The organism is Streptomyces sp. NPDC047072, assembly GCF_040643855.1.
GTDB lineage: Bacteria > Actinomycetota > Actinomycetes > Streptomycetales > Streptomycetaceae > Streptomyces.
This window is the reverse complement of record NZ_JBEYVC010000016.1, coordinates 1-19168: the sequence shown is the minus strand read 5'-3', so window position 1 is coordinate 19168 and position 19168 is coordinate 1. Positions and strand designations below refer to the sequence as shown.

At 67.3% G+C, this 19168-nt stretch carries 16 protein-coding genes and 1 pseudogene; 15 read left to right on the top strand and 2 right to left on the bottom strand.

What is annotated here, in order from left to right; genetic code table 11:
* Positions 1-341 precede the first annotated feature (341 nt).
* The gene (locus ABZ896_RS09895; protein WP_360924753.1) at positions 342-893 is read right to left on the bottom strand and encodes a GNAT family N-acetyltransferase; all 552 of its coding nucleotides are present in this window, start codon (positions 891-893) and stop codon (positions 342-344) included.
* A gap of 11 nt (positions 894-904) precedes the next feature.
* Positions 905-2296, bottom strand: a complete 1392-nt coding sequence (locus ABZ896_RS09890; protein ID WP_360924750.1) for a hypothetical protein — start codon at positions 2294-2296, stop codon at positions 905-907.
* Positions 2297-2491: 195 nt separating this feature from the next.
* Here ABZ896_RS09890 and ABZ896_RS09885 point away from each other — a divergent pair, with 195 nt between their 5' ends.
* From ABZ896_RS09885 to serB, 15 genes and pseudogenes are all read left to right on the top strand, one after another.
* Positions 2492-3328, top strand: coding sequence for a DUF6415 family natural product biosynthesis protein (locus ABZ896_RS09885; RefSeq protein ID WP_360924747.1), 837 nt, complete (start codon positions 2492-2494; stop codon positions 3326-3328).
* A 44-nt stretch (positions 3329-3372) separates the two neighbouring features.
* Entirely contained in the window at positions 3373-4197 is an 825-nt protein-coding gene (locus tag ABZ896_RS09880; protein ID WP_360924744.1) for an aminoglycoside phosphotransferase, read from the top strand.
* A gap of 338 nt (positions 4198-4535) precedes the next feature.
* Positions 4536-5459, top strand: coding sequence for an aldolase/citrate lyase family protein (locus tag ABZ896_RS09875; RefSeq protein ID WP_360924741.1), 924 nt, complete (start codon positions 4536-4538; stop codon positions 5457-5459).
* Positions 5452-5985, top strand: coding sequence for a MaoC family dehydratase (locus ABZ896_RS09870; protein WP_360924738.1), 534 nt, complete (start codon positions 5452-5454; stop codon positions 5983-5985). The genes ABZ896_RS09875 and ABZ896_RS09870 overlap by 8 nt, the downstream gene beginning before the upstream one ends.
* Before the next feature lie 12 nt (positions 5986-5997).
* Entirely contained in the window at positions 5998-7176 is a 1179-nt protein-coding gene (locus ABZ896_RS09865; protein WP_360924735.1) for a GNAT family N-acetyltransferase, read from the top strand.
* Between the two features lie 99 nt (positions 7177-7275).
* Positions 7276-8214 carry an aminoglycoside phosphotransferase family protein gene (locus tag ABZ896_RS09860; RefSeq protein WP_360924732.1) on the top strand — a complete coding sequence of 313 codons (939 nt, stop codon included), beginning with the start codon at positions 7276-7278 and terminating at the stop codon, positions 8212-8214.
* Positions 8215-8410: 196 nt separating this feature from the next.
* Positions 8411-9403, top strand: coding sequence for an Ldh family oxidoreductase (locus tag ABZ896_RS09855; RefSeq protein ID WP_360924728.1), 993 nt, complete (start codon positions 8411-8413; stop codon positions 9401-9403).
* A 34-nt stretch (positions 9404-9437) separates the two neighbouring features.
* Positions 9438-10580: an LLM class flavin-dependent oxidoreductase gene (locus ABZ896_RS09850; protein WP_360924725.1), complete on the top strand. Its 1143-nt coding sequence runs from the start codon at positions 9438-9440 to the stop codon at positions 10578-10580.
* A gap of 55 nt (positions 10581-10635) precedes the next feature.
* On the top strand, positions 10636-12150 hold the full coding sequence (locus tag ABZ896_RS09845; protein WP_360924722.1) for a Gfo/Idh/MocA family oxidoreductase: 1515 nt from the start codon (positions 10636-10638) through the stop codon (positions 12148-12150).
* Positions 12147-13172: a phosphotransferase gene (locus ABZ896_RS09840; RefSeq protein WP_360924719.1), complete on the top strand. Its 1026-nt coding sequence runs from the start codon at positions 12147-12149 to the stop codon at positions 13170-13172. The genes ABZ896_RS09845 and ABZ896_RS09840 overlap by 4 nt, the downstream gene beginning before the upstream one ends.
* Positions 13169-14482 carry a hypothetical protein gene (locus ABZ896_RS09835; protein ID WP_360924716.1) on the top strand — a complete coding sequence of 438 codons (1314 nt, stop codon included), beginning with the start codon at positions 13169-13171 and terminating at the stop codon, positions 14480-14482. Before ABZ896_RS09840 ends, ABZ896_RS09835 begins: the two co-directional genes overlap by 4 nt.
* On the top strand, positions 14479-15132 hold the full coding sequence (locus tag ABZ896_RS09830) for a PIG-L family deacetylase (RefSeq protein WP_360924713.1): 654 nt from the start codon (positions 14479-14481) through the stop codon (positions 15130-15132). Before ABZ896_RS09835 ends, ABZ896_RS09830 begins: the two co-directional genes overlap by 4 nt.
* Before the next feature lie 190 nt (positions 15133-15322).
* A pseudogene (locus ABZ896_RS09825) lies at positions 15323-15442 on the top strand (IS5/IS1182 family transposase); the annotation flags it as partial.
* A gap of 1069 nt (positions 15443-16511) precedes the next feature.
* The gene (locus ABZ896_RS09820; protein WP_360924710.1) at positions 16512-17624 is read left to right on the top strand and encodes a site-specific integrase; all 1113 of its coding nucleotides are present in this window, start codon (positions 16512-16514) and stop codon (positions 17622-17624) included.
* Between the two features lie 203 nt (positions 17625-17827).
* Positions 17828-19042 carry a phosphoserine phosphatase SerB gene (serB, locus tag ABZ896_RS09815; protein WP_360924707.1) on the top strand — a complete coding sequence of 405 codons (1215 nt, stop codon included), beginning with the start codon at positions 17828-17830 and terminating at the stop codon, positions 19040-19042.
* Positions 19043-19168: the final 126 nt, after the last annotated feature.

The window sequence follows — 19168 nt, the reverse complement described above, 5'->3', positions numbered from 1 at the left end:
GACGTACGGGCGCCAGTGTGGCCGTGCCGCCCAGGCCCCCGTGGGGCCCAGCATCACGAACAACTTCAACATCGTCGAAGCCGGATCCGGACGGGCCAGCGCTGACCGTGTCATCAACCGTCTCGTGATGGCCGGAGGAGGCCTGTGATGCCGATGCAGGAATACCTGGCCCTGGGCGGCGTTCGTGCACCTCGGTCCGTGTCGGGTCTTCCGGCTGCTGAACGAGCGAGCGGATCCCCCGCTTTGATGCTGTTCGGATCGGGCGCCGCCAGGCTATCGGGCCGGGTGGGTGCCATACGTACACCGTCCAGTGGCCCGCTGACATCGGCGGAGGGGTCGGTTCAGCGCAGGTCGCGGAGCATGCAGTCGTACAGCGGTGCCTCGGCCCACGGGTGTGACACGCCGATTTTCCGGTAGCCCCACGCGGCGTATGCGGATTGCGCGGGCGCCGCTTCCGCCTCGGGCCGCATCGTGAGCGTGACGCGCTCAGCGTCCAGACCGTCCAGAAGCCGCGCGTGGATCGCGGCGGCGATCCCCCGCCGCCGCAAAGGCTTGCGCACAGCCAGCTCGATGATCACGAAGGTGCGCTTGCCATCCTCCTGTATGAACTCGGCGGGCAGCTCGACGTCCTGGACGTTCGCCCACCAGCGGGTGTCCCGTGCGAGGTGGTAGCCGTAGCCGAAGCCGACGACCTGGTCCTCGTTGCGGGCCAGGACGAGCCGCATCCCCGGGCGCCTCGCATGCACCTGGTAGTGCTCCATGAACTCGCTGACGTCGCTGGGCCCTTCACAGTACGGTGGCTCTTTGTACACCTCCTGGTAGGCGGCCAGGAACGTGTCGAGCTCTCCGGCGGCTGCTCCATCCTCGTGCCGCTGGTAGCTCACCTCGTTCATGAAGCCCTCCGTCAGTTGGCGGCGTACGCCTTCTGCCAGGCGTGTGCCTGTTCGTCGAGGACAGAGGCTGCGCGGACACCGCGGCCGTGGAAGATCCGCAGATGCCGTCGGATCGCCCGGACTTCCTTCGCGGCCCGGTCGGAGCGGACCCCGCTGAACGATGTCAGCGACTTCGACCAGGTGCCGCAGGCTTCTTCCAGGTGCCCTTGGGCGGCCTGTTCTCGGCCTTGCGCGGCCATGGTGAGGGCGCTGATGCGGCGCTGTTCGTTCTGGACTCGTCCGCGCGCGGAGGCTCCGTAGTGGCGCTCGGCGTTGGCGTGGTCGCCGAGTGCGCGGAACGTCTTCGCGGTGTGGCTGGACACGGTGGCCAGGGGTGAGCCCCAGCGTGCGGCCCACTCGGGCAGCGCTTCGACCTGGCCGGCCATGGCGAGATCCTGGGCGGCGCGGATCTGGCTGGCCGCCTCAGGCCCTCTCCGAGCGACTGCGAGGGCGCGTGCCCTGGTTACCGAGAACAGGGCCTCGGTCGCCGGGTTGACGCGGTTCTTGACGAGGGCGAGCGCGGAGTCGGCGAGGGCGAGGGTGTGCTCTGGTCGCCGGATGTCCATGCCGTTGTGGGCGAGGATGCGCAGAATCCACGCTTCGTGGAGGCGGTCCCCGGCCTCGCGGGTCAGTGCCAGTGCTTGAAGGTAGTAGCGCTGGGCGAGACCGTGCTCGGAGGCATCGTAGGCTTTCCAGCCGCACAGATAGGCCACTGCGGCGGCTGCCGACATGGCCTGCTTGTGCTCGCTCTCGGTCGCGAACTGCGCCTCGCACAGGGCGGCGACATCGGTGCGAAGGTACTGCACGACCGCGCTGCGCCCGTGCTGTCCGCCGTGGCGCTCATCAACGGCGGTGAACAGGTTGGTCATGTCGCGGACGGCGTCGATTTCGGCCTGGCCCGCTCGCCCGGTGTGGGCGGTACGTGCGCGCTGCGCGTAGTCGACGGCCTGCTCTGTGCCCAGCGGCAGCGCCGCTGCGGCGACGGAATAGGCGGCCGCCGTGAGGAATTTGCGCCGATGGATGTCTGCCTCCCCGATTCGCCGTAGCGTGTCCACTGGATCCAGCCCTACAGCCAACCCAAGCCGACTGTGGGGCTGTTCCATGTCCGGGGCGTCGAACCCCAGATCGGCAGGCCGCAGTTGACGGCCAAGCCGACGGCTCAGTGCTTCGGCAATGTATCCGGCCGTGACAGGGGAGGGCGGCCTGCCCTTGACCCACTGCATGACGCCGGACCTGTTGGTACGCAGCGGATCACCTGCTTCAGCGGAGATGGCCCGCACATCGGCAGCGAGGCCGTCGTACGTCAGGCTGGCATCTTTCAAAGCCTGTTGGAGCCGTTCGTTGCGCTGACGTGCATTGGTCACTATCGGTCCACCCTCCCAAGCAGGGCGTTATACACGGTATACCGGTTGATGCTTACAGGCACTACCCGTTCCAGCGTAGTCCTCGTTTTACTCCCCGTATCCGCTAACGGAACAGCCGCTTGGGGGCTCGGTATGGCCGGAGTAGGCGCTTTCGCATCCCATCAGGGCCTTGAGCCCGGGATTGGGATGTCCGCCATGCGTGGCACAGACCCGAGGGTCGCGGCATGGCTATTGCTGGCTTCGTCCAGCTCATCCGCCGCCTCTGCAGAGTGGGAGAAGCGGGGCGTCACGCTGCTCTCGGTCGGCGTCCTGTTCGCCGCCGTGCGCATGCCCGCTGCCCTCGTCCACCTCGCGGCCGGCACCACGGAGCCCGAGGGCGTCGCCTCTCACCTGGAGGCGACGCTGCACGGCGGACCGGCCTTCGTGGACGAGAGGAACGCCGCCTTCTACTTCCTGCTCCCGCCGACCGTCCCACGCGACTGGCGAATCCCCGGGGCGATGCTCCTCGGATCCGACTACTACATTGGCGTGCCGCGCCCCGACCTAACCGCCGCGACCGCGGGTGGCGGCCGCTCCTACTGGTCGGTGCCGATGCACTCCCCGCACTCCCTGTGCTCACCGGCCGCGGTCCAGCAGGTAGCCGCGCGCGCCCAGCTGAAGGTCGCACAGTCCCCGACGGCGGGTATGGACGCGGTGGCCTGCAGAGCCCGCTGCGAGGAAGCGCTGATGGCGACCCGTGAACTGCCGCAGACCCTGCCTGCACGCCAGCGCGTCGAAGAGCTGACCCCGCTCTTACGGACTGACGTCGAGACGCTCCTCCCACACGTGGATGCGCTCATCAGGTTCATCTCCAACGACGGCAACCGCCGGGCCGCCGAATGGGCTGTGTCGTCGGCGCGCAGGGAACTACAGAAGGGCGCTGGCGGGAACGACCTGACCGCGGCCGACCATCTGGAAGGGCTCGCCCATGTGGCCCGCGCACTCGTGGCGCTGGCGGATCTCGCGGCGCTGACGGCGACCTACCCCTCATGACCATCGAGCTTTCACACTTAACTGACAGACGAGGAACCGCTCTTGTGTCCATTACCGCCTACACCTTCGAGGATCTGCCACAGGAAGTCCGACGCACCGTCGAAGCTCAGACGGGCCGCGTCAGCGGGGCCAGAAGGGACCGCCACCCGGTCGGCTGCGAGCTGGCCGCGTTCCTCGACACCGAGCGCGGAACCGTCTTCATGAAGGCGGCCCCCGTCGACTCCCCGACGGCGCTGCCCCTCGTGCGGGAAGCCACCATCACACCGCATCTGCCGAACGCGTGCCCGCGCCTGCTGTGGCGGGTCGACGCCGACGGCTGGCTGATGACCGGCTTCCAGGCCATCGACGGCTACCGCGCCAACTTCACCAACAGCGGCGACCTGACGTACGTCATCGACGCCCTACGCGAGGTGTCGCTGGCACACATCCCCGACGAGTACGCGTCGTTCTGGCAACTGACCGAGATCGATTGGGCCGAACAGCGGTACGCCCGATACGCCGACGAGGGCATGGCCAAGCACTTCGCCGGCAGGACGTTGCTACACACCGACATCGGCCCGCACAGCATCCTCATCGACAAGTACGCGTACATCGTCGACTGGGTGCGTCCCGCCCGTGGCGCCCCGTTCATCGACCCGTTCGGGATGGTCCTGCGGATGATGGAAGCTGGCCACCAGGTCGGCCATGCACTGAGCTGGGTACGCCGCCTGCCGTCCTGGCGCCAGGCCACACCGGAGGCCCTGCGGGCGTTCGCCACAGTCACGGTCCGCATGTGGCGAGAGATCGCCGAGGTCGACCCGGGCGCCGTGGCCATGGCCAGCCACGCCTCCGAGCTGAAGGCCTACTTACTGAAGAACACTTGGACCTAGCTCATGGGCCCACAGCGAAGGCCAAGAAACTGTCCCCAATAATTTCGCCGCGCCACGACTTCGAGGCACCACCCACGTTGTCAGGCCGGATGTGACACAAGGTGGTCGCGACAAGGTCACGGATCGACAGGCCGTGCGCGCGGCGGGCCACCGTCAGCGGAAGACAAGCGGTCTCTATCCACTCCTTCATCCCATCACTCAGCGCACTCGTCTTGTGACTCCTTTGCCAGGGCGGGACGCCTGCGGGACGCCCTTCACACGGTCGCCCCCATCGAACAACTGAGCCCATCCTCGGAGAGTGACACCAGATGGGACGACAACAGACCTCAGGAGGCGGCGTGCAGCGCTCTCGATCTCTCCCCGGAGGCCGCCAGGGTGCGTCCGCCCAAGGCCGCAGCACCTGGCTCGTCACTCCGGGTACGGCGCCTGGACGGTTTGACACAGCTGTCCGCTCAGGCGCGGACGTCGCCCTGCTGGACTTGGAGGACTCGGTTGCGCCCGACAGCAAGAACGCCGCGCGCGAGGCAGTGATCACCTGGCTGTCCCAACGCGCGGCGGCTGAGGGTTCAGGCACTACGGCGGCGGGGGTGCGGATCAACGCTCCGGGAACGGTGCACGGCTTGAAAGACCTCCTCGCGGTGGCTGAGTCAGGGGTGCGGCCGGCCGTGCTTGTCGTGCCCAAGGTCGAATCCGCGCGGGACGTGGAAATCGTCGCGGAGATCATCGCGGATGAAGACGGACAGCGGTGTGTCTGGGCACTGATCGAAACGCCGGTGGGCATTCAGCGCCTCAGTACGATCTTGCAGACACGCGTTCTGGCGGGAGTACTGTTCGGGGCCGCCGACTACGCGGCCGCCGCCCACTGCCGCCTCAACAGCCGGGCCCTGCGGCAGCCACGTTCCGTTCTTGCTGTCGGCGCGGCTGCCGCGGGCCTGCCCGCGATCGACTCCCCCTACTTCGACCTGCGTGATCCGGACGGGCTCAAGCACGAGGCCGACGAAGCCGCGGATCTCGGATACCTCGGCAAGGTCGCCATACATCCCCAGCAACTTCCCGTCATCCAGAAGGCGTTCCGGCCCACGCCCCAGGAACTCGCGGCGGCGCTTGCCGTGGTGGCCGCCGCGGAGGCCGCCCACGGAGAGATCACCACCGTCGACGGTCACATGATCGGGCCGCCGCTCGTCGCCGCGGCCCGCGCGGTAACCGACTGTGCGGGTGCCACGCCCGCATTCGCCACGTCGACGGAGGCACGCAGTGAGTAGCGTCCCGCAGGGCTTTCGGCGCATCAGCGAGAACCGGATCCGTGAAGCAGTCGGGCTCGGTCTTCAGGGCTTCGCCGACATCGTGGGCATGGTGATCGAACACCGGCCGGCCCGCACCGTGACGGAGACGGAGCATGTCCAGGTTCTGGCGCTCACCGGCAATGAGGCACCGGTCCACTCCGATACCGAGTTCTGCACGCGGACCGGACGCGATCAGGTCCTGGTCTGCGGGATCCTCACCATGAACATCGTCCTGGGGCTCACCGTCCGCACCACAAGCGCCCTAACGACCGCGAACCTCGCCCTGGACGAGGTGCGCTTCGAGCAGCCCGTGCACGTCGGCGACACCCTGCGTGCACAGAGCATGGTCCTCAGCGCCCGCCGCTCCGCAAGCCGCCCCGAAACCGGGATCGTGTCGTGCCGGATCGAGGGCTACAACCAGCACGACCAGCGGGTCTTCAGCTGCACCCGCACCTTCCTCGTCCCCGCCGACGCGAGCGTTCTGCGCGACGCGACCAACTACTGAAGGAGGCACGGCATGCCAGCCCGTGCACTGGAGATCGTGGAAGCGGACGACGACCTGTGGATGAGGTACGACTCCCTGGCCCGGCGCGCGTACGGCCACCCGGTCCCAGACATCCTGCGCCTTGGGAAGCACGCCGACCGCCGTGTCGCTGTCCGCGACGGGCAGATCGTCGCCGGCGGCCTGGGGCTTCTGATCCCTCAGTACTTCGGCGGCCGCCCGGTGCCCGCCGCCAGCATGGCCTGCGGATGCGTAGCCCCCGAAGAACGCGGCAGCCATCTCGCCGCCGACCTGGTCACCGAGCGACTGCGGCCCCTCAAGGAGCAGGGAGCGGTGGTGGCCACGCTCTGGACCGCCTCCACCGGCTACGTCCGCCGCCTGGGCTGGGAGGCGCCCACCCCGGTGTACTCGTGGACCGTCCCCACCGACGAACTTCGGCGCAGCTTCCACGAGTCCCGCTTCGAGATCTCCTACGGAACCAACGAGCACATACGCCGGTTACGTAACGGCCTTGCCGCACGGTGGAACGGACCGTGGCAGCGTCCGTCCTGGTGGGAGGAGTGGCAGCAGGGGGAGCACCCCGACCTGGCCACGTACTGTTTCAACCTGCCCGGCGAAACGCCGACCGGCGTGCTGTCCGTGGCCGGCGAGCGGCATCCGACCCAGGGACGGCAGCTGACGGTGCACGAGTTCTGGGCCGCGGACCAAGCGGCGGCCGCCGCCATGTTCGCCTTCCTCGGCCGGCACAACAGCCGCATCCCCACCGTCTCCTTCCAGCGCACAGGGCTACCCCCCGCACCGCTCCTACTGCATCACCTGCACCGCTGCGGCCAGCTCGCCGCGCGGGCGTGGCACCCGTGGATGCTGCGCATCCTGGACCTGCAGCAGGCCATACACCTGCGCGGCTGGAGCGAGGAGGTCGACCTCGCCCTCCCGATCGAAGTCGTCACAGAATGCGGCGAGAGCACGGATCAGTTCGCCCTCCAGATCGCCGACGGCAAGGCAGAACTGACGCCCACCACCCGCGCCGGGCAGCTCACGCTGACCCGGGGCCAGTTCGCCATCTGGTACGCCGGGGGATACCGCAACGGGGCCGCAGCCGCACTGGCCGGAGTGAGCGGCGATCAAACCGCACTCACCCACCTCCTGATGGCGACCGCGGAGCGCGAACCGTGGCTGGCGGACTACTTCTGACCCAGCCAACCCGCCAGACCTACTGGCTTCCCCCTCACGCATAGACAGGATCTCGTGATGCGCTCCCGCCACTCGCCGCCCGCCCCGTACGATGCCCCGGTGATCGCCACGCCCCAGACGTTCGTCCGCACCACCCTCGCGCGCGAGGGTGACTCCGGGCGGTCGTGGCTCGCCGGTCTTCCAAGCCTCGTGGAGGACCTGCTGGAGCACTGGGGCTGTGTTCTCGACGGTGAAGTCCTGCACGGGGGCATCGGCCTGATCGTCCCGGTCCGCCGTCGCAGCGTGAACGACGCGGCCGTGGTCAAGGTGTCCTTCCCACATCCCGGCAACCGTCAGGAGCCGGACGCTTTGGATGTGTGGCGCGGGCGCGGCGCGGTCAAGCTGTATGAGCGCGACGACGAACGCTTTGCCATGCTGCTGGAGCGCGCTCAGCCGGTAACTCTGGCGCAGGTGTCCGACACCAACGAGGACGTTGCCGCGATCGCCGGACAGCTCAGCCGCCGCCTCGCGGTTCCCGCCCCGGCCGGCCTGCCCCGCCTGCACCAGCAGGCCCAGGAGTGGGAAGAGCGGCTACGCGCCGACGCCCGGGAGCTGTCCCACACGCTTCCCGCATATGTGGTGGACGCCGCCGTGGCCACCGTGCGAGAGCTGGGACACCACCAGGCGGACAGGGTCGTACACGGCGACCTCCACGCCCGCAACATCCTGCGGGCGGAACGCGAACCGTGGCTCGCCGTCGATCCGAAGGGACTCGCGGGAGATCCGGCTTATGACGCCGGTACCCTCCTGAAGTCGCGTGTTCCGGCCTTCCTGAACGCCGACGACCTGGGCAAGACCGCTCAGCGCACCCTCGATGCCTTCACCGAAGCAGCCGAACTCGACCGCGAGCGCGCCCGGCGATGGGCCCAACTCCACGCGGTCCAGGCCACCTTCTCCGGACGCCGCCACGGTTTCCGCCGAGCGCGCACCGGCCCAGAGCTCCTTCAGCTCACCACACTGCTCGATCAGCTAGCCGAGGTTCTCACCCACCGTTCATAGGGCGCGCCCTCAGCCTCTGCGGACCACCACCCGTACCTGCTCCGTGCACCGGACACCGGGCGGACGACGCCCGGGACTCCGCATCACCGGCCCCATGGCCTCGACAAGGCTGGCCTCCCGCACCGTTGTACCACCGGCCCGGCCCCGCGTCCTGCCCGGGACCCCGCTTGTGCCCCCTCCCAGAGAGGAGTAGACCGTGCTCACGGAACTCGAAGCCGTGCGGACGCTCATGGCCGACGCCTGCCGCGCAGCAGGCGTCCCCGCCGACCAGACCCCTTTCGTCGTCGACCACTACCTGACCGGCGAGATACGCGGCAGACACGTACACGGCGTCGCAAAGTTCTGCTTCGAATCCCGGTTCTTCCCCCAGCGCCAGGGGGCCCCGCAGATCGTCCGCGAGTACGGAGCACTGGCCGTCATCAATGCCCACCGCGAGATCGGACCACTCAGCGCCGCGTACGCCGTCGACGTCGCCCTGGACAAGGCTGCCCGAGCCGGCGCTGGCATCGTCGGGATGATCAACACCCAGCGGTACGGCATCCTCGCCCAGTGGAGCGAGCGGATCGCCAGGCAGGGCTTCCTCGGCATCGCGATGAACACCTCCCGGGCCGAGGCAACCGTGCACGGCGGCCGCACCCCCCTCCTCGGGGTGAACCCGATCTCCTTCGCCATCCCCACGGCCGGCGAACCAGTCGTCGCGGACATGTCCACCACCATGGCGCCCATGGGAGTCCTGTGGGAGGCCCGGCGCGGCAACCGCCCGCTACCCCACGGCTGCTTCGTAGACGAGCACGGGAACCCCACCGAGGATCCCGACGCCGCGACCTCAGCGGTGGTGTTCGGCGAACACCGCGGCTTCGCAATCTCCCTGCTCGTGCAGATCCTCACCGGATCGCTCTTCGGATTCCCCATGGGCGCCGAGGTGGACTCCACCTGGAGCACCGGCTACACGTTCCTCGCCATCGACCCGTCCTTCGGCGGGCAGGTCGCGGGGTTCACCGAGAGCAACACCAAGTTCGTGGACGAGATGAGGAGCGCTGTGACACGCAACGGCAACCCTGTGCGCCTGCCCGGCCAGACCAGCAAACAGCGTGCGGACCATGCCCGGGACACCGACACGATCGAACTGGACGAGGCCGTGTACCGCCGCCTGCAAGCACGCGCGGCCGGCGATTTCACGTCCGACTGACTACCCCTGTCAATCCTGCTGGACGGAGTGCGGCATGCAGGTTCACTGGTTCCTCCCTACCATCAGCGACGGCCGGTCCCTGACCGTGGGCACCCGGGGCACCCACGGGCCGGAGGCCGCAGCAGCCCGAGCGCTCCGCCCCACCGCGGACCGATTCAGGCCGCCGACCATCCGTTACATGACGCAGATCGCGAGGGCCGCCGAAGACCTCGGCTTCGACGCGGTGCTCACCCCGACCGGCACCTGGTGCGAGGACGCCTGGCTGATGTGCGCCTCGCTCGCGCGCGAGACCGAGCGGCTGAAGTTCCTGGTCGCCTTCCGGCCGGGCTTCATCTCCCCGACACTAGCCGCCCAGCAGGCCAGCACCTTCCAGCGCCTGTCCGGCGGCAGGCTGCTGCTGAACGTGGTGACCGGTGGCGAACGCGAGGAGCAGGCCCGCTTCGGCGACCACCTCACCAAAGCAGATCGCTATGCCCGCACCGACGAGTTCCTCGCCGTGCTGCGGGGGGCCTGGAGCGGTGAGCTCTTCGACTTCCAGGGTGAGCACTACAACGTCCGCGGCGCAACCGTCCTGGCTCCGCCTGATCCGCTGCCCCGGCTGTACTTCGGCGGATCCTCCCCGGAGGCGGGCCCGGTCGCAGCCCGGCACGTGGACACCTACCTCACCTGGGGCGAGCCGCCTGACCAGGTTGCGCAGAAGCTCACCTGGATACGCGATCTCGCCCGCGAGCACCAGCGCGAGATGCGCTTCGGGATCCGCTTTCACGTGATCACCAGGGATACCTCGCAGGAGGCCTGGGCGGCGGCCGAACGCCTCATCGAGGGCATCGATGCGGGCCATGTCAGCCGCGTCCAGAGTGCCCTGGCGGCCAGTGAATCCACGGGCCAGGCCCGGATGAGCGCGCTCCACGAACGGTTCCGCGACAGCGGGAAGAGCTCCGACCTGGAGATCTACCCCAACGTGTGGGCCGGAGTGGGGCTGCTGCGCGGCGGCGCCGGCACCGCCCTGGTCGGCAGCCACACCGAGGTCGCCAACCGCATCGCCGAGTACGCGGCCCTGGGAATCGAGGAGTTCATCCTCTCCGGGTTCCCGCACCTGGAGGAGGCGTACATGGTCGGCGAGGGCCTGCTGCCGGAACTGCACGGGCATCACGTGGCCGCCCCCGGGCCACGGTGACAGCGTCACCTGCCCGCAACCGATCTCGACCAGCGGCGTATGAGAGGACGACGTGATGAAGAACATTCTGGTGGTCGGTGTCGGACCTCACGCCCGCAGAAGTCACCTGCCGACGCTGGCGGAAGGGCAGGCGGCTGGCCTCGTCGGCACCGTCTGCGGAGTAGATCTCCTGGGGACAGCGGACGTTCTGGTCGCCTACGACGCCGCCGACGGGTCTCGGTCGATCCCGGTGACGCTGATCGGGCCGTTCGACTCCCACGTCGCAGCCCTGCCCGAGGCGGTGCGCCACGTCCTGGACGCAATAGTGCAGCGCCGCGGCATCGACGCCGTCGTCGTGTCCACCGAGCCCGCTTACCACATGGTCTACACCCGGTGGGCACTGGAGAGGGGGCTGAGCGTGCTCCTGGACAAGCCGCTCAGCGTGCACGCCGGCTGCTCGCTGAATCTGGGCAAGGCCGAAGCCATCCTCAACGACTTCGACGAGCTCCTGGACTGCTACCGGCGGGCCCGGCGCCGGTTTCCGAAGATCTTGGTCACCGTCCAGAGCCAGCGGCGCTACCACCCGGCTTTCTGGCGGATGCGACAGTGCATCGCCGAGGTCGCGGCGGAGACCAACTGCCCGGTCACCAGTGTCCAGTCCTTTCACAGCGACGGGCAGTGGCGGATGCCGGACGAGCTGCTCGACATCTCCTACCACGGCTTCGACAAGGGCTATGGCAAGGCCGCCCACAGCGGCTACCACTTTTTCGACATCGTGCCGTGGCTGCTGGCCGCTGGCGAGAGGCCCGGCAAGGAACTCGACGCTGTGGACGTCCACGCTTATGTCACCCGTCCAGAAGACTTCCTGGCCCAACTCGGTGTCCTCGACCACGAGCGGCTCGTCCCCGGCTTCGCCGCCCGCAACCCGTATTCCGAGCCCGAACTGCGCGCGGCGACCGAGGGGTTCGGGGAGATCGACGCCTTCATATCCATGGCCTACAAGAGCCACGGCCGGACCATGACGCTGGGCAGCATCAACCTGGTGCACACTGGCTTCTCCCAGCGCGGCAGCCTGACCCCCACGCGTGCCAGCCTCTACAAGGGCAACGGACGGGTGCGGCACGAAACCCACATCATCGAACAGGGCCCGTTCCAGGCCCTCCAACTTCACTGCCTGCAGACCCTCAGCGACGGGCACCCCAGCGTCGACCCCTACGCGCTGGGCCGCGAACGTCATGTCGAGGTACACGTCTTCCGCAACAGCACGTTCCGCCCCACCTGGAAGAAGTACACCAGCTACGACTTCGGTTCCCTCAGTGCGGCCACGGCCCCCGTGGAGACCCTGCCCACCCAGGAGTCCTCCCGGCATCGCGCGATGTGGGAGTTCCTCGAATACCTGAACGACCAGCGGGGCCGGCAAGAGATGCGCTCCGAGCTCACCCAGCACCGCCGGGCAGCCACACTGATGGCAGGCGCCTACCAGTCCATGGCCCAGCAGCGGATCGGCGGTTCCCTCGTGAGCAGGCTGCCCTTCCTCGCCACGCCGCTCCCCGCACAGGCACTTCCGGCCGGGTTAGAGGCCGCACTGTGAACGACCGACGGCCGCGACCGGCACCGCCGCTGCCGAGCCTGTCCGGCCTGCTGGGTCCTGACCTGCCCGACGTCCTCACCTCTTGCCGGCGGCGCGTCGGGCTGATCACCAGTATCGAACGCGTCCACGGCGGCAACGTTGCCCATGTCTTCCGGGTCCGCGGAGAGCACACGAGCGTGATCCTGAAGATCCGTAGAGACCGCTACGCCCGCATGCCGTCGCTGCGCACCGACCCGACCGTCATCGATGACGAACGCCGGGCCCTGACGGTCTACGGGAGCATCGCGCCGACCGTCTTCCCGCAGGTCCTCGGCTTCCACGCCGAGGCCCACACCATGATCCTTTCCGACGTCTTCCCCGGCGGCCGCAACTACCACGACCAGCTCACCGAACGCCCCGCCACCGCCGCGGAGATGACCCTCCTGGGCAGGACCCTCCGCCGAATCCACCACGCCGCCCAGGACGCCGACACCGCATTCCGGACCCGCAGCAACCAGTGGTTCCAGGAACGGTCCTTCCTCTTCTGTCTGCGTGCCACCGGCCACCATGTACTCGCGCAGACGTGCGAGGAACTGTCCGCCGTACCCCACCCGCAGTTGGTCCTGGGCGACCTCGCCCCCAAGAATCTCCATCTCACCACCAGCTCCGTGGCAATCTGCGACCTCGACAACGTTCACGCGGGCTGGCCGCCGTACGACATCGCCTACTTCCTGGCCCACCTGCTGATCCACCACCTCGGCCGGCCCGGGCACCTGCGGACGCTCGTGCCGGCCCTGCTCACCGCGTATTTCGATGCCGAGCCGCCGCTGTGTCTGGCTCCTGCGGAGGCGCTGCTCCTGGCCAAGGTCGTGGCCGGGGTGGTCTTGTACCGGCTGGACGAAACCGTGCCCTACCCCTTACCGGGACCGACCGTCCTGGCGGACCAGTGCCGCACACGGGTGCTGCGGCTCCTCGACGCCGAAACGTTCACCGTGCAGGACGTGGTTCGGGCCGCGGCGACTTCCCGGGAGACGACTCCATGACCTCATCCGTTTCCACGCCACCCGGCGAGGGGGATACGACCTCCATTGCCGCCCTGCGCGCGCTCGGCTACAACGTCTCGGACATCCAGTCCCTCGCCCGCGATCAACGGGCCTTCGCCGTGCGCGTTTCCGAACGCCGACATCGCATCGCCCCAGGGGCCGGCTTCCAGGCCAGGGCGATAGAACTGGGGCAGGGAGCCTTTACCAACGCCTTCACGCTCCGCCTCGACCTGCAGCAGGTCCGGGCCGAGGCGATCTCCCACACAGACGGCTTTCATCTGCGCGATCTGGTCGAAATCAGTGGCACGCTCGCGGTTGTCAGCGGCTCGTTCTCCTTCATCTCCGACGACCCGGACTACCAGCCCGCCGAACCATGTCTTGACTTCTGCTGCCGCAACGGGCACGTCGTAAGCCTGCCCACGGTCTCCAAGCCCGCCTTCCTCACCCGCAACGGCCAAGCCGTGATCGGCATGCTGAAGGCCTCCGGGAGCCTTTCCATCCAGGGACGGCCCTACCGGTGGGTCGGCTCGAAGGAATCGCGGAGCAGCGCTCGGCGCGAACCCGGCGTGCTCACCGTCTTCGGCGCCGCGAACTGCCGCGTACGCTACACCGACGATCCACGCACCGGCTTCCTGCGCGATGTGAACCCGGCCACCAACATCACCCCATCCGATCCCACGGCTGTCGACGTCGTTGTCTCCTGGACACCGGAGCGCGGCCACCGGGTGACGGCAATCCATCCGGGCGGAGGCGCCGACCTGTTCGCCGGGAACTTTGTGCTGCGCGCCGACCGTACGCACGCCGAACACCTCCGGGTGGGCTCGACCGTCGAGATCACCCAGATCGGCGGGCTGGACGTATGCTCCCTCAGCGACGGCCTCTCTCTCGGGCCCAGCGTCGCCGACGCCGCAGCAGGCCGCACCACCGGCTACGACCAGTGCCTGGGCACCGACCCGTTCCGCGTCACGCGCCACGCCCGGACCTTGATCGGCGTGCACGGACAGAAACTGTGGCTCCACGTACTCGACGGCGCCCCCTCGGCGCCCACCTTCCGCGGCGTCACCTCCGCGGAGACCGCCGAACTCTGCGCTCGTGAGAGCCTTGACCCCCGACACATCTACCACCTGGACGGCGGGGCCTCCTCCAAGATCGCCTTCACCAACGCAGGCACGACTGACGTGGCCGGCAGCATGCACTACCTCCGATGGCCACGCGGCCAAGGAGACCAGTTTCGCTGGCAGGGCCTGGACGGCCGGGTCCTGCACAGCGCCATCGCCATCAGCAGCCACCACGGGGGAAGGCCGAGATGACGAGCGTCCTCGTCGTGGGAGCCCACCCCGACGACCCCGAAATCGCCATGGCCATGCGGATGCGCTGGTACGCCCTCAACGGTGCCCGGGTCCGGGTGCACTGCCTGACCACTGGCGGCGTGAGCCCAGACGGCACGACGCCGCGGCGGGAGGAGTCCCAGGCTGCCGGCGCCATCCTCGGAGTCGCCGAGTACACCTTCTCCGACATCCCCGACACCCGCTTCGTCGAGCACCGCGGCGAGATCAACGCCGAGTTGTTCAGGATCTTCCGCGAGGCGCGCCCTGACATCGTCTACACCCATTTCCCCGACGACCAGCACCTCGACCACAGCATCACCGGGCAGGAGGCGACAACGGTCGCTCTGCGCGAGGCGAACAATCTCACCTACTACCGCTCTCCTTACAGCACCAACTTCGAACCCACCAACGTCTTCGTGGGAACTCAAGAACTCCTGGACGCGAAGGAAGCCGCACTGAAATGCTTCGCCTCCCAGCGACAACTCGACATGCACGTCTTCCGGATGCTGGCCGAGGTCGGATACCGCCAGCACATACATCACCGGGTAGTCGAGCGGTTCCCACCAGGCTTGACCTACGCCGAACTCTTTCGGACCGTGAGACAGATTGACTTCGCCGCAGCGGTGACCTGAACTCCACCCCTCAGAGAAGCCGCCCTAGCCGTGTCTCCCGGAACCGCGCGAACGGAGGGGGCGGCAGCGCTCACGTGCAGTCAGGCAAGTTCACCACAGCTCCCTTGGCCTGGTGACGGAGCAGTACGCCACCGTTCAGCTGCGTTGCGGCGGCGATAAATGTGAGGGCTGAACGCCGGTGGCCGGCCGCCGCAACGCAGTTGAACGGTGCTTCAACCGCCTCAAAGGCTTTCGAGGCATCGCCACCAGGTGCGACAAGACTGCCACCTCCTACGAGGCAGCGGTCAGTCTCGCGTCATTCCTGCTCTGAGCAAGATCAGTTTGAAGACGGACCCTAGCTCGCGATGCAGCAGCTGACAGAAGGAGCATCCTCTGCTCCCCTCCCTTGCAGCTTGCGGCCAGGGGTTGGCTAGACCTCCACGGGACCGAGCTGGGCTCGCCCAGCAGTCAGCCTCCGCTGAGGCAAGCCACGTTCACCACGACCTCCGCCCAAGCCTGTCACACGCAGCCACTCACAGAGCCCCATCATTCATCTACAAATGTTTACGACATAAAGTATCCAACTAGCACATATAGGCACAGCGACGCCTGTTGCATCACCTCTCCATGAGCTACCGTCTGCTTCATTCATCTACATTTGTTGATGGATCCGGAGAGCCGCTCCGAAGGATGGGCTCCTCGCCCAGCTCGCCCATCCAGGGGAGAACAGCTCAGCCATGGGAGGCGCGATCTTGCCGGACAGCAGATTGACTCACGGGAGGTTTTCCTCCTCGACTTCGCTCGCAACTCCGATTGCGATACTGCTATGAAACGAGCGGAAAGTTCATCCGAGACCGCCGCTTCAAAAGCAGCAGATCGCTATATGATGCCAAGCGAGGTCGAACACCGCCTGGGTATTTCACCTTCCACGCGGCGTAGATGGACAAATCGCGGCCTACTCCACGCCATCCCTCTTGGCCCTCACTACCGCCCCGGACCAGGAGACAACCGGGCAGGGAACAGAAACGGCAGTCGGGTGCGCTATAGCGAGAAACAGGTCAACGATCTTTTTGAGCGAATCAAACAGGGCGAGCTTGCCCGGCCGCCGAAACCAATGGCACCCTAGACCCTGCAGACAGAGAAAGGCTGCAAACATTCCATGGAAGGGAAATATGGCCGAGTCCGATGTGCCGTTCGATCGGTGGCACAAAAGTTACCCAAAGAAGGATGACGTTCAATGCAAGTGCGGCACGAGGAGGACCCCCCTACATCCGTCTGCTGACCACGGCCGAGGGCAGCAGTGGCAGGCGCGCTACACAGATCCAAACGGGAAACCGCGACGGCCAGCATTCAACACATGGCAGGAGGCTCGTGACCACCTCGACGAGGTTCGGGTCACCATGCGCACCGGAACCTGGGTCGACCCCGACCTAGGAAACGAGAAGGTTGAAGCCTTCGCACAGCAGCTGATCGACGGCCGAAGGAAACGCAATAAGAACGAGGGCACCACTGAGACCTACGAAAGCCACATACGCACGCACATTATCCCGTTCCTGGGAAGCAGGACAGCCAAGACACTAAAACGTCGAGATACAACGGCTCTCGTCGATTACCTGATCGAAAAGCCCGGTGTGGAATCTGCCGACTATATCGGCCAGATCTACAAAACTTGGCGCATCCTGGTCAACTACATGATTGATGCAGACGTTCCGCTCCCAGCAAACATCGTTTCCCGGATAGAGCTGCCGGAAGTTCAAGACAGAGTCAACGTGACTCTCTCCCCGCAGCAGGTGGCTGCGGTAGCGCAGGCTATGAGAAATATTGAGCCGCGCTACGAGATCCTCGTCTGGATCGCCGCGTGTGCCGGTCTGCGCGAGGGTGAAGCATTTGGCCTCAAGGAAACCTCGGTGAACTGGAAAGAGAGTGTGCTATACGTCGAGGAACAACGACAACGACGCCGGGCGGCGAAGCTCAAGACTAAAGCGAGTTACGCCACGCTGCCGATCGACCGTTTCCTGCTCGTGCGCCTAGCCAAGCACATGACCCTTTTCAGGGGCCCGGCACCCGTCAGCCAGGCCGCGCAAAGGATGCGCAGGCGGAGCGGTTACATCCCCCCACTCGATGAGGGGCTGATCGTGACCACGCGACTTGGACGGCCCGTGGCACCCACCACCTTCAATGAGAAATGGCGGGAAGCCGTCCAGTTCGCCGGCCTGCCCGAGGGAACGCGTTTCCACGACTTGAAACACTTCTACACAACGAGGTTGGGCGCCGACGGAAGGTACGACCCGAAGACCGTTCAGGCGCTCTCTCGCCATGCTCAGTTCACTGAGACGTGGGACACATATGCGCACCCTCCGATCGCCGTGCAGGGAGTGAGGGTGAACACGTTCAGCCAACTGTTCGGTACCTCTGACCCTGAGACCACAGAACCCGTCGGCGCCGATCAGTCAGTTGAGTACGGACACGATGGCCTTGATCTCGTCCAAGTATCGGCTGACTTGGGCACTTGACCCCAGAGGCCCCTGATGTGCAAGACTCATTGACGCAACGAGGCTAACCATCGTGGCACGAAGGGTGAGTTGACCCGTGGAACGGTTGACTCGCCTGATTCGACCCCGATTCGCCCCGGGACGCGCAGGGAACAGCGAAGACCCGCTCTGACCAGGGCGGGGCTGGTGCGAGGGAACACACCGGAATGTACGGTGGGTACACCATGAGCGCTGAGCAGATTCCGTCCTCCGACGTGCCCACCCTTCTCGTGAAGATCTTCGGGAAGGACAGGCCGGGCATCACGGCAGGTCTCTTCGACACCCTCGCCGCCTACTCCGTCGACGTGGTCGACATCGAACAGGTCGTCACCCGTGGGCGGATGGTGCTGTGCGCGCTCGTGACCGCACCGCCGCGCGCCCTGGAGGGTGATCTGCGGGCGACCGTCCACAGCTGGGCGGAGTCGATCAAGATGCAGGCGGAGATCATCTCCGGCCTCGGCGACAACCGCCCGCGCGGCCTCGGCCGTTCGCTGGTCACCGTGCTGGGCCACCCGCTCACCGCGGAGGCCACCGCCGCGACCGCCGCCAAGATCGCCAAGGCGGGCGGCAACATCGACCGTATCTTCCGGCTCGCCAAGTACCCGGTCACCGCGGTCGAGTTCGCGGTCTCGGGCGTGGAGACCGAGCCCCTGCGCACCGCGCTGGTGACGGACGCGGCGAGGCTCGGCGTGGACGTCGCCGTCGTCGCCGCGGGTCTGCACCGGCGGGCCCAGCGGCTCGTCGTCATGGACGTGGACTCGACGCTGATCCAGGACGAGGTCATCGAGCTGTTCGCGGCGCACGCCGGCTGCGAGGACCAGGTCGCCGAGGTGACGGCGGCCGCGATGCGCGGTGAGCTGGACTTCGAGCAGTCGCTGCACGCGCGCGTGGCGCTCCTGGAGGGGCTGGACACCTCGGTCGTCGACAAGGTGCGCAGCGAGGTCAGACTGACGCCGGGTGCGCGCACGCTGATCCGGACGCTGAAGCGGCTCGGCTTCCAAGTGGGCGTCGTCTCGGGCGGGTTCACCCAGGTCACCGACGATCTCAAGGAGCGGCTGGGGCTGGACTTCGCCCAGGCCAACACGCTGGAGATCATCGACGGCAGGCTCACCGGCAAGGTCACCGGAGAGATCGTGGACCGTGCGGGCAAGGCGCGGCTGCTGCGCCGGTTCGCCGCCGAGGCGGGGGTGCCGCTGGCCCAGACGGTGGCGATCGGCGACGGCGCCAACGACCTGGACATGCTCAACGCGGCCGGGCTCGGGGTCGCCTTCAACGCCAAGCCGGTGGTGCGGGAGGCCGCGCACACCGCGGTGAACGTGCCCTTCCTCGACACCGTGCTGTACCTGCTGGGCATCACCCGCGAAGAGGTCGAGGCGGCGGACGCGCACGAGGAGGACTGACCGGCGCGCACCCGCACGCATCAGGGGCCCGGCACCATGCTCAACGCGGCCGGGCTCGGGGTCGCCTTCAACGCCAAGCCGGTGGTGCGGGAGGCCGCGCACACCGCGGTGAACGTGCCCTTCCTC

Coding starts and splice junctions, on each gene's coding strand:
- ABZ896_RS09830 (WP_360924713.1), top strand. CDS start 14,479: ATGACGAGCGTCCTCGTCGTGGGAGCCCACCCCGACGACCCCGAAATC.
- ABZ896_RS09850 (WP_360924725.1), top strand. CDS start 9,438: ATGCAGGTTCACTGGTTCCTCCCTACCATCAGCGACGGCCGGTCCCTG.
- ABZ896_RS09820 (WP_360924710.1), top strand. CDS start 16,512: ATGCGCACCGGAACCTGGGTCGACCCCGACCTAGGAAACGAGAAGGTT.
- ABZ896_RS09895 (WP_360924753.1), bottom strand. CDS start 893: ATGAACGAGGTGAGCTACCAGCGGCACGAGGATGGAGCAGCCGCCGGA.
- ABZ896_RS09835 (WP_360924716.1), top strand. CDS start 13,169: ATGACCTCATCCGTTTCCACGCCACCCGGCGAGGGGGATACGACCTCC.
- ABZ896_RS09865 (WP_360924735.1), top strand. CDS start 5,998: ATGCCAGCCCGTGCACTGGAGATCGTGGAAGCGGACGACGACCTGTGG.
- ABZ896_RS09845 (WP_360924722.1), top strand. CDS start 10,636: ATGAAGAACATTCTGGTGGTCGGTGTCGGACCTCACGCCCGCAGAAGT.
- serB (WP_360924707.1), top strand. CDS start 17,828: ATGAGCGCTGAGCAGATTCCGTCCTCCGACGTGCCCACCCTTCTCGTG.
- ABZ896_RS09885 (WP_360924747.1), top strand. CDS start 2,492: ATGCGTGGCACAGACCCGAGGGTCGCGGCATGGCTATTGCTGGCTTCG.